11 protein-coding genes and 2 tRNA genes are annotated in these 13702 nt (G+C 42.4%); 4 read left to right on the top strand and 9 right to left on the bottom strand.

The window, feature by feature from the left end; genetic code table 11:
* Positions 1-55: 55 nt before the first annotated feature.
* The 3 genes from ACF8FD_RS04285 to greB form a co-directional block, all read right to left on the bottom strand.
* Positions 56-145, bottom strand: a tRNA-Ser gene (locus ACF8FD_RS04285).
* Between the two features lie 219 nt (positions 146-364).
* Positions 365-454 (bottom strand) — tRNA-Ser (locus ACF8FD_RS04290).
* Between the two features lie 89 nt (positions 455-543).
* Positions 544-1038: a transcription elongation factor GreB gene (gene greB / locus ACF8FD_RS04295; protein ID WP_168158123.1), complete on the bottom strand. Its 495-nt coding sequence runs from the start codon at positions 1036-1038 to the stop codon at positions 544-546.
* A gap of 365 nt (positions 1039-1403) precedes the next feature.
* Here greB and ACF8FD_RS04300 point away from each other — a divergent pair, with 365 nt between their 5' ends.
* Positions 1404-2516, top strand: a complete 1113-nt coding sequence (locus ACF8FD_RS04300) for a transglycosylase SLT domain-containing protein (RefSeq protein ID WP_159127311.1) — start codon at positions 1404-1406, stop codon at positions 2514-2516.
* Positions 2517-2582: 66 nt separating this feature from the next.
* On the opposite strand, the gene ACF8FD_RS04305 is transcribed toward ACF8FD_RS04300, so the two are convergent.
* The gene (locus ACF8FD_RS04305) at positions 2583-2966 is read right to left on the bottom strand and encodes an SCP2 sterol-binding domain-containing protein (protein ID WP_178928629.1); all 384 of its coding nucleotides are present in this window, start codon (positions 2964-2966) and stop codon (positions 2583-2585) included.
* 226 nt (positions 2967-3192) lie between these two features.
* Positions 3193-4116 (bottom strand): tRNA 2-thiocytidine(32) synthetase TtcA, encoded by a 924-nt coding sequence (gene ttcA, locus ACF8FD_RS04310; protein ID WP_004695645.1) that lies wholly within the window; start codon positions 4114-4116, stop codon positions 3193-3195.
* Between the two features lie 502 nt (positions 4117-4618).
* Here ttcA and ACF8FD_RS04315 point away from each other — a divergent pair.
* Together ACF8FD_RS04315 and htpX are read left to right on the top strand one after the other, a co-directional pair.
* Positions 4619-5491 (top strand): lytic transglycosylase domain-containing protein, encoded by an 873-nt coding sequence (locus ACF8FD_RS04315; protein ID WP_234304645.1) that lies wholly within the window; start codon positions 4619-4621, stop codon positions 5489-5491.
* 117 nt (positions 5492-5608) lie between these two features.
* Positions 5609-6514, top strand: a complete 906-nt coding sequence (htpX, locus tag ACF8FD_RS04320) for a protease HtpX (RefSeq protein WP_004695643.1) — start codon at positions 5609-5611, stop codon at positions 6512-6514.
* 72 nt (positions 6515-6586) lie between these two features.
* Here htpX and ACF8FD_RS04325 read toward each other — a convergent pair whose 3' ends face one another.
* From ACF8FD_RS04325 to ACF8FD_RS04340, 4 genes are all read right to left on the bottom strand, one after another.
* Positions 6587-6952 (bottom strand): bleomycin resistance protein, encoded by a 366-nt coding sequence (locus ACF8FD_RS04325; RefSeq protein ID WP_234304644.1) that lies wholly within the window; start codon positions 6950-6952, stop codon positions 6587-6589.
* 6 nt (positions 6953-6958) lie between these two features.
* Positions 6959-7552, bottom strand: a complete 594-nt coding sequence (locus ACF8FD_RS04330; RefSeq protein WP_234304643.1) for a DUF4112 domain-containing protein — start codon at positions 7550-7552, stop codon at positions 6959-6961.
* A 115-nt stretch (positions 7553-7667) separates the two neighbouring features.
* Positions 7668-9014: a magnesium transporter gene (mgtE, locus tag ACF8FD_RS04335; protein ID WP_234304642.1), complete on the bottom strand. Its 1347-nt coding sequence runs from the start codon at positions 9012-9014 to the stop codon at positions 7668-7670.
* Positions 9015-9149: 135 nt separating this feature from the next.
* A complete protein-coding gene (locus tag ACF8FD_RS04340) occupies positions 9150-12254 on the bottom strand; it encodes a multidrug efflux RND transporter permease subunit (protein ID WP_279678630.1) in 3105 nt (1034 codons plus the stop codon).
* 256 nt (positions 12255-12510) lie between these two features.
* Here ACF8FD_RS04340 and ACF8FD_RS04345 point away from each other — a divergent pair, with 256 nt between their 5' ends.
* A complete protein-coding gene (locus ACF8FD_RS04345; protein ID WP_279678632.1) occupies positions 12511-13650 on the top strand; it encodes a glycerophosphodiester phosphodiesterase in 1140 nt (379 codons plus the stop codon).
* Positions 13651-13702: the final 52 nt, after the last annotated feature.

Below are 13702 nucleotides of genomic sequence, written 5' to 3' on the forward strand. Positions count from 1 at the left end.
CTTAAACTTGGGTTATTGATTACTGATTAATTTTAGTTTGTATTTAAAAATAATTTGGCGGAAGCGGTGAGATTCGAACTCACGGAGGACTCACACCCTCGTCGGTTTTCAAGACCGGTGCATTAAACCGCTCTGCCACGCTTCCATGGGCGCTATCATATAAATAAAAATATTTTTTGGCAAATATTTTTCATCTCACGGCCTGCAAAAAGCCACTATTCAGCTAAAAAATGTTCAATCTCAATAAGATATTAAATTTACAGCCTCTATAGGATGGAAAATTGATCAATAACTCTGGCATCTTTTAGAAATTAATTTTAAAAAGGCATAAAAAAACCCCGACTCAGTCAGGGTTTTTTGAATTTGGCGGAAGCGGTGAGATTCGAACTCACGGAGGACTCACACCCTCGTCGGTTTTCAAGACCGGTGCATTAAACCGCTCTGCCACGCTTCCATGGGCGATATCATATAAACATTCAATCTACTTGGCAAATACTTTTCTTCAAAAATCACACCAAGTGGCTAAAATTAAAACAAAATCTTTTAGTTCTCTGAACTTTCAGGTCTGTCATAACGAATTGAATTGACATACCAGTGTTTTTTTCCAGTTGGCGTCAACACTTCAATTTCATCATCGACTTGTTTGGACAGTAAAGCACGTGCCATCGGTGAGTCAATCGAGATGTGCTGCGGGTGATGATCGTAAATTTCATCCACCCCGACGATGCGTAACGTTTTGTGTTCCCCTGCGTCATTTTCAATTTCGACCCAAGCGCCAAAATAAATCTTGCCAGCCTGCTCTTCAGAAAAGTCGATAATACGAAGTTCTTCGAGGCGTTTTCCCAAGTAGCGAACCCGTCGATCAATCTTACGTAAGATCTGTTTGTTGTACTGATAATCCGCGTTTTCACTACGATCACCAAGGCTCGCCGCCCAGTTTACTTTCTTGGTAATTTCAGGGCGTTCTTCATGCCAAAGCTGCTTTAATTCCGCCACCAATTTGTCGTGACCTGCACGTGTAATTAAGTTTGATTTCATGATGAATGCCATCTAAATCTGCTTATTGATTTACAACAAAGGATTATTTTATCCCTTATTTCTCCACAACAGAAGTTTATAAAATAAATTCCTGAATTAAATTAAACCGTTATGTTACATTTTTCTAAAAAATATTGCACAAAATTTGACACTTTTAAAATTGCTATATATTATGCGCACATCTTAAATTAGTTGCCTATTTTTTAATCTATGTAGTTTTTCTACATAATCTTCTTAATCCCATGTCATTTTGAATGACGTCATGAATGCCCAACCTCTTATTGAATTTAGACAACTTGAACTCGTTTTAAGGCATGTTTTTGCCTTTGCGTTCTAGGGCATAAATTACTTGTAGCGGAGACAACATGCACAGTAGTTCAACTTCTGGATCGAGGCTTTGCCTTAATTCATTAACTTTCTCTCTCCCGTTGAAAGCCCTTGCTTTAAGTACTTTGTTAATTCCATTTCATAGTATTAATGCAAGTAAGACCTACCAATATGATAACGTCGTCAATCATAATAAATTGACTGTCGTTTCAGTGGAAAACCCAACGACCGTTTTTAAAGATGGTCAGCATTTGCATGGTTTTGGTTATGACCTTGCACGTAACTATGCAGACAGCTTAAATGTAAAGCTAGACTTCAAAACCGTCCCCGATAACGCTACAGCACTGAAATGGGTAGCACAGGGCAAAGCAAATTTTGCAATGACGACGGCAAGTGTTCAAACGATTGAGCAAAAAAGTCTCGCAACCTTTTCTGCTACTTGTGGTGATTTAAACGTTTTACGTAAAAATGGCCTCAATACTGAGCTGAACTGGGTATTTAAACATGCGAATGATCCATTGACGCAAACGGCGAGTGGATTTGTCTGCCGTGGTAAACAATCTGGTTCAATTGGTCAATTGGCCTCTTTTTACAACCGTAATGTCGTGAAGCCTGAAAACTGGAATACGATTCAACGTGATTTGCGTCAGCGTATGCCGATCTATAAGGCCAGTTTTAAAAGCACAGCGCAAAAGTACGATTTAGATTGGCACTTATTAGCAGCGATTGGTTATCAAGAGTCTTATCTTAAACCAAACTCCGTTTCTCCCACGGGTGTTCGTGGTTTGATGATGTTGACCAATAGCACAGCCAAAGCCATGGGTGTGAGTAACCGTACCGATCCTGCGCAAAGCATTCAAGGTGGTGCTAAGTACTACGACCAAATGCTAAGTCGCTATGAGGATATTCCCTTCCCTGACCGTAACTGGTACGCATTGGTTGCGTACAATATGGGACCGGGTGCGGTGAATCAGATTCAAAAACGCATTCAGGCACAAGGTAAAGACCCAAATAACTGGCTCAATTTGTATGCTTACTTACAACAGAACCAAGCAAAGAATGGCCGTTACCGTCAAGCACTACAGTATGTGACACGTATCCGTGCTTATCTTGAGCACATTAAAACCACGCCGCAGCTGGTCAATATCTAAAAGATCATCTCTAGTGGCATAAAAAAAGCTTACCTATAAAGGTAAGCTTTTTTTATTTCAGAACACTTAAACCGTTTGCTCAAGCACTTTCTTAAATAAATCTTTTTGCTCTTGGCTTGGCTTCGCTGTTTGCAATGCCATCAACTGTGACATATCACCTTGAACTTTTATTTTACCCGTCATGAATGCTTGCATTGCTGCAGCCATATCAAACTCAAGGAACACTTTACGTAGTGTTTCAGCATCCATGTTCAAGGTTGTTTTCGCGTTTGAAGACAATCCTTTTTTAATTGCGCCACCATCTAAAGATAATTCGGTATTACCCGCATTGTCAGCAACAACTAAGTTAATTGCAAGATTCGCAAGTGCTGGCGGCAGGTTCAGATTACCCGCTTGAGCAGTTAATGTTTCTACAGTTGAAAACCAATCATCAGTTAAAAAAGCAGGCATGATGTTTCCTCAATTCTTTGTTCGTTGTGTGCTGCCTATCCAGACGGCATCATTGTGAAGCTAAATATGCTCGGAGATTGTTATAGCATGTATATCCTACATGTGCCTAAAGTTTTTTGTACGTACCGTTCATATTTTATATTTCTTATACAAAGTTTATCAAAATCATCCACATAAAAAAACACCAATCATTGATTGGTGTTTTGCATTGGCCTAACTGACAAAATTAGTCTGCTGCAAAGCCAAGATTAACCATGTTAATGCGTTTGTTCTCAGGTTCATCTTCCGTTGAACAACTTTCACCTTTAAAGTCGAATTCACGTTCGCTATCTAACGCTTCAAAGTCGAATAACTCACGATCCGCCAACTGTGATGGCGAGACGTTTTGTAAAGCACCAAAAATACTGTGTAGACGCTTTGGATGTGCTTTATCCCACTCGCGCAACATGTCATTTAACATGGCACGTTGCAGATTTTCCTGAGAACCACACAAGTTACACGGAATAATCGGGAACTGACGCATTTCAGCATATTTAATGATGTCTTTTTCTTCCACATAAGCCAGTGGGCGAATCAAGATATTCTTTTTATCTGAGGATAACAATTTAGGAGGCATCGCCTTTAAGCTGCCGCCATGGAATAAGTTCAAGAAGAAAGTCGCCAAGATATCATCACGGTGATGCCCCAACGCCACTTTGGTCGCGCCAATTTCTTGCGCAAAGCCGTATAAAGAGCCACGGCGTAAGCGTGAACAAACTGCACAGTAAGTTTTGCCTTCAGGCGTTAACCGTTTGGTGATGCTGTAGGTGTCTTTTTCTAAAATATAGTAGGGAATATTATTCTCTTCTAAATAACGTGGTAACACGTCCTCAGGGAAACCTGGTTGCTTCTGATCCAAATTCACAGCCACCACATCAAAATTGATCGGTGCAATGCGTTTAAACTGCAACATAATATCGAGCAAGGTATAACTGTCCTTACCACCGGAAATGCAGACCATCACTTTATCGCCTTCTTCGATCATTTTAAAATCGCGAATGGCATGACCCACCTGACGGCGTAACTTTTTCAACAGACGATAATACGCAGAGCTAGTGGGTAGTTCTGGTTTAAAATTAAATCCCTGATTGGACTCAACTGGCGAGAACATAGACGAGTTAAACCTTAAAAAAAATACCGCGCAATTTTATCCGATTCACAGCTATCTCGCACCTAAAGAATGTAAATTCTCATAAATTGTCATTGCTGTCATATTCATGTATTGAAATCGGTTTAACTTTGAACGATTGCGTTCATATTTTAGCTGAACTGCTTATGTTTTGGACTTTTCCACATTTTTCCACAAAAGCTGGGGATAACTTTGTGGATTCTAATCGACTTGACAGGGTGTTCCCCCCACTCTTTAAGGCTTCTATTTAAATTGATCATTTTTTGATCAATTTATTTACCATTAAATTTCAACAACTTAACCCAGTCAAGCAATCCTCATTAAAAATAAATTAATTATTTTTTTTGATTACTTGCTCAACAATTTGACTTGATTTTTACAAAGACATGGATTTTTTGAACTTAAAATAGTTTCAGACGGTTCTTTTTTTGCTAAACTCATTTCTAGTCACTGAAATCGATTTTTTTACGATTAATAATAGATAATGAAAAATAAGCTGCTTTTGAGTCGTTTTTACGTTTTGGGGTGTATGACGATTTCGTTCATGGCACTAGATTGTCACGCGGGTCAAACCATCTACCAATTGAGAGATTCCAACGGCACGACCTTGTTAACCAATAAACAAAGTCGTTATAGCAACTTAAAAGTCGAAAAGAAAACCTATTATCCAGACAGTAATATCCACAGTTATAGTAACTGGGGGGCTTCTGAATCTTCCGTGTTGCCCAGTTATAGTCGCAACAAAAATGCTTTTGACCACATTATTCGCCAAGCGGCTCAAACCCACGGCGTTTCTGAAGGCTTAATTAAAGCGGTTATGCATACCGAATCAGGCTTTAATGTGAATGCACGCTCACCTGTTGGGGCTCAGGGGCTTATGCAACTCATGCCTGCGACAGCACGGCGCTTTAATGTGTCTAATGCGTATGATCCACAGCAGAACATAAATGCAGGTGCCAAGTATTTGGCATGGCTGATGAAACGCTTTAACGGCAACACCAGTCTTGCGCTTGCAGGCTACAATGCTGGCGAAGGCAATGTACAAAAGTACGGCGGTATTCCACCCTTCCGTGAAACTCAAGACTATGTTCGCCGGGTGAGTAGCCGTTATAGCAATCTATATGCGGGCGGGATCAACATCTCTGCAGGCTCGAATAACACACCAGCCAATGCTCAAGTCATTGCGCAATCTGCACATTACAATGCAGACTCTTCCTCAAGCACACAACTCAGTGTGAATCGTAGCGCACCTTCACGCCAAATTATCCTCGCAGCCGATGGCAGTTTTACTGATGCGCCGGGTTCCTATGCCACAGCCAATGCAACCGCCTCTGCCCGCATTCAAATTTCAGAATAATTTTTATAGCAGTTTTATTATTTTTTCTTGAATTTTGAAGAATTTCACCTCATATTGAGAGCAATGATTTTCGATTTATAAATCAGATTATTTTTTTATTATAAGAGGATTTTCTCAATGATGCGGATTGGTTTGTTCTTGCTAACCAACCTCGCGGTACTGGTTGTAGCTGGCATTATCTTGTCACTCTTCGGTGTCGGTAGTTACCATGGCGCGGGTGGCTTAAATCTAGGTAACCTACTGGTTATCTGTTTTGTCTTTGGTATGGTTGGCTCAATGATTTCTCTATTCATGTCAAAATGGATGGCGAAAAAAACAACTGGTACAGAGTTAATTGACCCAAATGCCCCGCGTAACCAAGCAGAAGCATGGTTGTTACAAGAAGTCGCTCAATTGGCGCAACGTTCTGGTATTAAAATGCCAGAAGTCGGTATTTTCCCGTCTTACCAATCTAATGCTTTTGCTACAGGTTGGAACAAGAACGATGCATTAGTTGCCGTTTCTACCGGCTTACTTGAGCGTATGAATAAAGACGAGCTTCGTGCAGTCTTGGCTCACGAAATTGGTCACGTGGCCAATGGTGACATGGTGACTTTAGCGCTCGTTCAAGGTGTCGTGAATGCCTTTGTGATGTTCTTTGCACGTGTTGCAGGTGATTTTATTGATCGTAATGTCTTTGGTCGTGAAGACGGTGAAGCACCAGGTTTAGCTTATTTTGCCATTACCATCGTGCTTGATATTGTCTTTGGTATTTTAGCTTCTGCAATCGTGATGTGGTTCTCCCGCTACCGCGAATATCGTGCAGATGAAGCAGGCGCGCGTCTTGCAGGCAAACAAGCAATGATTTCTGCCTTGTTGCGTTTACAAGCGGAGTCACAACTTCCAGATGCGATGCCTAAAGAAATGAAAGCATTTGCGATTGCGGCAGGTCAAGAGCAAGGCTTCAGTTTAGCCGCTTTGTTCCAAACTCACCCGACGATTGAACAACGTGTTGCTGCTTTACAACAGCTCGATTGTCCATAAACAATTTGTTCACAAGATTTTAAAAAGCCTCCACTTGGAGGCTTTTTTGTGACTCGGCATAACAGAACATTTTCATTCAATCGTCACTTGGATACAGCGCAATAGACTGCCATTTGGGTCAATGATGCAAAATTGGCGGATCTCATCAAAATCCTGAATATCGGTCATACGAGCGCTTTCCCACAACGACCAATTCACTTTAGACCAGTATTCATAATAAGGTTGAATTTCCGCTACGCGAATACAGGTACTATGCCATGAACTATTTGGGGCTAAATGCGGATGATGAAAAAATTCCAGTGTCATTTCGCCCAAACGCAGAATCATCCACTCTGCGGACTGATAAACCAGATTAAAGCCCAAGCTTTGATAAAATGAAGCAGTGCACGCCAAATCAATCGCTGGCAAATTTGCCGTAATCTGACCTTCAAATTTCATGAGTGGCTATCCTAAGTTTAGTCCCTGTAACCAATGCCACATCACACTGCCACCCCACCACAATAAGCCCATAAAACACACCAAAAAGATCAGGCCAAACAAATCGGGGATGTGTAGCCAAAGCCATGCCACTACTGGGTTTCGCCAAAATGCGGACTGTTGCTGTTTCTTTTCCAATTTTTCATGGAGAAAAGGATGAGTCACATGATGCTCGGAATGGATTTGGTATTCTTCCCGAATATGGTCATGAACCACATCCAGTGCTTTACGACTCGGACGTATAAAAATATCAAACAATGTCCCTAACACAGGGATAAAACCGACCACAGCGTCAATCATAGCCAGCTTCAATACAGGGCTCAATTTTTCTTGCGGCACGCCAATTTGCTTGGCTTTATAAATGGCATAACACGTTAGGGCAAAACCTGCGATATCACCAGCAATCGGAACAGTACTCAACGCAGCATCGACACCGACACCCTGCTTGGTGAATGGAATACGCACCACAGAATCCATCATATTGGCATATTTGGCCAAATCACGCTCTAAACGAATGACATCTTGCTGGCTCATTTTTTTTTGTTCTAAGGATTCAGGCATGTTGTTACTGACCTCCACCATTTCAACCACATTAACATCATAAATCCGCTGAATTATGCTGGTTTTTATGACTTTTTTCTGTGCTAACTTTGTGCTGAAACAATTGCTTACAAGCTTAAGACAAGGTCAGAATTTGCGACGCAATCAGCAGATATACCACCACGCCTGACGCATCACAAATTGAGGTGACCAAAGGTGCGGATGCACTGGCTGGGTCGAGTTTCATGCGGTTTAAGATAAACGGCAGACTCATACCAATCAAACAACCCATCAACACAATGCCCATCATACTCAGTGCCAATACTACAGCGACCAGAATATCCCCACGGAAATAGCCCAAAATGGAAACAGCTGTTGCCATAGTTCCGCCTAGACACAGCGCAACCAGACTTTCACGCCCTAGCAAATAAAACCAGTCTTTAAAATGTACGTCGCCAGTTGCCAGTGCACGTACCATTAAAGTGGCGGACTGTGACCCCGCATTTCCCCCACTTCCCACCAGTAAAGGAAGGAAAAATACCAAAACGATATGTGCCGCAATCAAGTCTTCAAAGTGTGCAATTCCTAGCCCCGAGAGTAAACTGCCAAAAACCAGAAACACCAACCAAAACACCCGCTTCTGATACAGTAAGAGGATTGGAGCCGTTTTAATACTCATCTGCGGACTGGCCGCAACCGCACTACTTTTTAGAATATCTTCTGTGGTTTCTTGTTGCACCACATCCATTGCATCGTCATAAGTCACAATCCCCAATAGACGCTGCTGCTCATCGACAATGGGCAAAGCCATAAAATCATAATGAGCCAGTTTCTGTGCAATACTTTCCTGATCCTCACTGACTAAACCCGTGATGACATGGCTGGTCATAACCTGTCCAATCAATTGCTCAGGCGGAGACTGGATAATTTGTCGCAACGAAATCACACCGTGTAAATAACGCGAGGCATCGGTCACATAGATGAGATATAAAGTTTCACTTTCCGCTGCATGCTGTCGTATATGTTGAATCGCCTCTTGCATGGTCATTTCGGCATGTACCGTAATGACCTCGGTGCTCATAATTGCACCCGCAGACTCGGCTGGATAATCCATCAAGATCTTCAGTTGAGCTTGAACATGCGCATCTAGCTGCGGAAAAATCTGACCTTGAACCTCTTGTGCCAAGCTTTGAAATAAATCGGTACGGTCATCCGAATGCATATGAGCCAGTAGCTTCAGCAACAAAGCCTGAGGCAATTTCGCTGCTAGCTGCTGCTGCTCGGTTAATGCTAAAAACTCAAAGACATAACTGGCTTGTGGTAATTGTTCCAATAGCCGAATTTGGTCATTTATAGGCAGGGCCATTAAAATATCAGCTAAATCCGCAGTGCTGTACTGTTTCAAACTTTGGATAAAAGCATGGTTATCGGGCTGATTTAATTGCGCTTGGAAATCTTGCTGTGAAAATGACGGATTTGGCATACACCACTCAAATATTGTTTTTCTTTATCTGTCCGAGTATAGCAAAGGACCTTTAAATGTCAGGCCTTTCAGCCTGATTGGATTAAAGGTTCGCTTTGCCTATTCATACTGCACACGAATGTTTCAGATTCGATCTTAGACTTCCTCCTGAGGTGTTCGTCCATGAAACACACGGCGAACCAAGACATACATTAAAGGAATAAACAGCAATACCAACACCGTACCAAAAATCACGCCACCGAGTACACTCACCCCAATTTCCTTACGGCTTGCGGCCCCTGCACCAAAGGCAAAGACCAGAGGTGTAACACCCGCGCCAAAAGCCAAAGACGTCATTAAAATCGGGCGTAACCGTAAGCTTGCTCCTTCCAACGCTGCTTCAATTGCGGTTTGGCCTTTTTGCTGCGCCAATGAAGCAAATTCCACAATTAAAATCGCATTTTTACAGGACAAACCAATTGTGGTCAGCAAGGCAATTTGAAAGTAAATATCATTCGGAAAACCCGTCAGATAACTGAATAGAATATTGCCACCGATACCAAGTGGAATCGTACTCATGACTGCAGTTGGAATACTCCAACTTTCATAAAGTGCAGCAAGGCATAAAAAGATAAAGCCTATGGAGACCAAATACAGCAGCAATGCTTGGTTATTGGACTTGTTTTCCTCGAACGATAACCCGCTCCATGCTAGATCAATACCATCATGCCCTCGTACCATGTTTTGTACGTCTTGCATGGCTTGTCCCGAACTGACATTTTGTGCTGTATCCGCCTCCATTTCTAGTGCGGTATAGCCCATAAAGCGATTCACCACCTCAGGGCCTCCACTCCAAGATACTTGAGCAAAATTTGTAAAAGGAATCATTTGGTTCAGATCATTACGTACGGTCCACGCTTGAAGATCATCAGGTTTTGAACGAAATTCGGCATCCCCTTGCATAATTACCCGCTTAATCCGACCACGGTCAATAAAGTCATTGATATAACTTCCTCCCCAAGCACTAGATAAAGTGCTATTAATGGCGGTCTGGCTGAGTCCATTAGCCAAAGCTTGCTTATGGTTCACATCCACTTTGAGTTCCGCTTTATCTGGATTAGAACGTTTATCTAAATTGCTAAAACTAGAATACTGCTTGGATGCGTCCTGCAAAGTTTTGAACTGTGCTTCTAAATAGGCACGACCTTCGCCATTGATATCACGTATCCAAAACTCCATTCCATCGGTTTGCCCTAAGCCACTGACTGAAGACGGCATATTTACATTAATTTGCGCATTTCGATGCGATCTAAAATGAGCAATCGCTCGTTCTCGAATCGCTTGTGCGGAATTTTCTTTCCCCTTACGTTCATCCCAATGTTTCAATGCAATAAAACCCTGACCTAAATTTTGTCCCGTCCCTGAGAAATTACGACCATAGCGGATCATCACCAAATTGATATTGGCCTGTTCTTGGTCTAAAAAATATTGGCGAATTTCTTCCCCAACTACACGGCTTTGACTCAGCGGTGCACCATCGGCCAGTTTAAACTGGACACTTAAAATACCCTGATCTTCACTGGGAATAAAACTGGTCGGCAAAGCACGATAAAATAATGCAAAGACGGCAATTAACGCCACAAAAACCACCAGCATGATTTTACTGTGCTGAATGGTCTGAGTACTCAACTTTAAATAACGCTGTTTTAGCTGATCTAGCTTCAGATTAAACCAAGTTGCCCATCGTGCCGATTTATCATTGGGTTTTAAAATTAAGGCGCACAACGCTGGCGTCAGAATCAATGCGACCAGCAGCGATAGCGCCATGGCAGCAACTAAAGTCATTGAAAACTGACGGTAGATCACTCCTGTCGAGCCACCGAAAAAGGCCATGGGAATAAACACTGCGGTTAACACCAAAGTAATCCCAATTAATGCCCCACTGATTTCCTGCATCGATGCAATCGAGGCTTGTTGAGCACTCATCTGCTGTTCATGCATCAGCCGTTCAACATTTTCCACCACCACAATCGCATCATCCACCAGAAGCCCGATGGCTAAGACCAATGCAAATAGGGTTAAGGTGTTGATACTCATCCCGAGCACATACAGAATGGCGAGCGTACCTAAAATTACAACAGGTACTGTGATAGTCGGAATCAACGTTGCACGCCAATTTTGCAAAAATACAAACATGACCACAATCACCAAAAGCACTGCTTCAAACAGTGTTTTGACCACTTCCTTAATCGACTCTTGCACAAAAGGCGTGTTATCACGTGGATAAACAATTTGATAGCCTTCAGGCAGTATAGAAGATAAACGGGCAACCTCTTGCTTAATCAATGCAGACGTCGCTAAGGCATTAGCCCCTGAAGACAGTGAAATGCCCATCCCCGCTGAAGGAAAACCATTAATGGTATTAAACGACTGGTAATTTTCCGCGCCTAGTTCCACCCGTGCGACGTCTTTTAAATAAATAAAACTGCCATCGCGGGTCGATTTGACAATGATGTTTTCGAATTCTTCAACGGTTTTTAGACGTGTACCAGAGGTGACTTTCGCATTTAAATATTGGTCTGACAGGCTGGGTAACTCGCCAATTGCCCCTGCGGCCACTTGCGTGTTTTGCGCTTCAACCGCCGCACGAATATCACTCGGCATCAGTCCATATTGACGCAATTTGTGCGGATTCAGCCATAAGCGCATGGCATACTGTGCGCCAAAGACATCAACCTCACCAACCCCATCAATACGGGCTAAATCTTGCTCCAAATGCGTCATCATATAATCAGACAGTGCAATATTGCTACTTTTGCCTGTTTGGTCATATAGACCAATCACCATATGCGTATCGCCAAGCGACTTATAAACATTGACCCCTTGACGCTGCACATCTTCTGGTAAGCGGTTAATCACCCCATTGATGGCATTTTGAACTTGAACCTGAGCGGTATCTGGGTCAGTTCCATTTTCAAAACTAATGCTGATTCGACTACGGCCATTCGAGTCACTGCTCGAACTAAAATACAGTAAATGATCAATCCCTTTAATTTGCTGTTCTAAAACCTGAGTAACGCTCTCCTCCACCGTCTCTGCCGACGCGCCTGTATATGTTGCACTCACCGTAATTCGCGGAGGTGCAATATCGGGGTAGCGCTCTACAGGCAACTGAAAGGTGGCAAATAAACCAAATGCCATCACGATAATCGCCAGCACACCAGCAAAAATTGGACGATGAATAAAAAATTTAGACAGCATGGGTCTGCGGTACTCTTGGGTCTGAGGCTAGATCTAGAAACTGGTATCACTTTATGCTTGATCTTCTATGACGAATCATTAAAAAACAAGACTTAACAACATGAAATAGAACATTAGAGCTAAATATGAAGAAACTATGAAGAAAGCTTTTTGACCAATTGATGACATCCTGTAATTTTTCGCAATTTGTCATTGATCTGAGATATTAAAATTGAACACTGAATCCGCAACACCACAATAAAATGTTGAGGAACACATGTTAAAAAGAACATTATTGAGTTTGATTTTTTTAGGCTTATTGGGCTGTCATCATGATGAGAAAGACAATGCCGCGTCCCAAGCACCGCCAAACAACGCCGAATACATTGAGCCTACATTGCTTATCATTGGACATCGCGGCGCCAGCGCGCTACGCCCTGAACACACATTAGCCGCTTATCAAAAAGCAATTGATGATGGTGCAGATTTTATTGAGCCTGATTTGGTGCCAACTCTAGACGGTTATTTAATCGCTCGCCATGAAAATGAAATCGGAGGAACCACCAATGTCAGCAGCTTGCCGCAGTTTGCAGAACGGAAGACGAGTAAAGTCGTTGATGGCGTGACTTACACAGGTTGGTTTACTGAAGACTTTACTTTAAACGAGCTGAAGCAACTGAAGGCACGAGAACGTATTCCAGAGATTCGTCCAGCAAATGCCCAATATAATGATCAATTTGATCTGCCTACTTTAGATGAAATTATTGAACTCGTAGATGCGCACTATAAAAAGACAGGAAGAATTGTGGGCCTGTATATCGAAACCAAACATCCCAGCTATTTCCAAGGTCTCAATTTGGCCATGGAGCAACGCTTATTAACCACGCTGGCCAAACACACCTATAGTCGTGACATTGCGCCAGTCTATATCCAGTCGTTTGAAGTCAGCAACTTAAAACAGATGCGTCAACAGTTGGATCAATTAAAATCGATTCGACATGCCAAAATTATTCAACTCTATGGTGGCAAGTCCGAACAACCTGCCGATGCTGTGCTTGCCAAATCAACACTCCGCTATAGTGATATGGCAACACCTCAAGGACTGAAAGACGTCGCAAGCTATGCGCATGGTGTCGGACCAAGCAAAACCTATATCGTGCCGAATACTCAGCCAGCGACCCCGTCCAGTTTTGTGAACGATGCACACGCAGTGGGCTTAAAAGTACATCCTTATACCCTACGCCCTGAAAACAATTCCTTGCCAGACTATTTAGACTGTAGCGCCATTGCCGCTGAAAAGTGCGAAAAAGGCGCACTGGCAGAGTTTGAGATTTTATTTAAAGCGGGAGTGGATGGTGTCTTTACCGATGATCCCGCTTTAGGTCGTCAAGCCGCCGATGCTTTTTTGAAAAAATAGAATAGATCATCTACGAAGCAAACCAGACAACTGAGCATCTCGTTTACTTCCA

Source organism: Acinetobacter sp. TYF_19 (assembly GCF_043105125.1).
GTDB lineage: Bacteria > Pseudomonadota > Gammaproteobacteria > Pseudomonadales > Moraxellaceae > Acinetobacter > Acinetobacter johnsonii.

Excerpts from the sequence above, each read along its gene's own strand:
- greB (WP_168158123.1), bottom strand. The coding sequence starts at position 1,038 with ATGAAATCAAACTTAATTACACGTGCAGGTCACGACAAATTGGTGGCG.
- ACF8FD_RS04300 (WP_159127311.1), top strand. The coding sequence starts at position 1,404 with ATGCACAGTAGTTCAACTTCTGGATCGAGGCTTTGCCTTAATTCATTA.
- ACF8FD_RS04305 (WP_178928629.1), bottom strand. The coding sequence starts at position 2,966 with ATGCCTGCTTTTTTAACTGATGATTGGTTTTCAACTGTAGAAACATTA.
- ttcA (WP_004695645.1), bottom strand. The coding sequence starts at position 4,116 with ATGTTCTCGCCAGTTGAGTCCAATCAGGGATTTAATTTTAAACCAGAA.
- ACF8FD_RS04315 (WP_234304645.1), top strand. The coding sequence starts at position 4,619 with ATGAAAAATAAGCTGCTTTTGAGTCGTTTTTACGTTTTGGGGTGTATG.
- htpX (WP_004695643.1), top strand. The coding sequence starts at position 5,609 with ATGATGCGGATTGGTTTGTTCTTGCTAACCAACCTCGCGGTACTGGTT.
- ACF8FD_RS04325 (WP_234304644.1), bottom strand. The coding sequence starts at position 6,952 with ATGAAATTTGAAGGTCAGATTACGGCAAATTTGCCAGCGATTGATTTG.
- ACF8FD_RS04330 (WP_234304643.1), bottom strand. The coding sequence starts at position 7,552 with ATGCCTGAATCCTTAGAACAAAAAAAAATGAGCCAGCAAGATGTCATT.
- mgtE (WP_234304642.1), bottom strand. The coding sequence starts at position 9,014 with ATGCCAAATCCGTCATTTTCACAGCAAGATTTCCAAGCGCAATTAAAT.
- ACF8FD_RS04340 (WP_279678630.1), bottom strand. The coding sequence starts at position 12,254 with ATGCTGTCTAAATTTTTTATTCATCGTCCAATTTTTGCTGGTGTGCTG.
- ACF8FD_RS04345 (WP_279678632.1), top strand. The coding sequence starts at position 12,511 with ATGTTAAAAAGAACATTATTGAGTTTGATTTTTTTAGGCTTATTGGGC.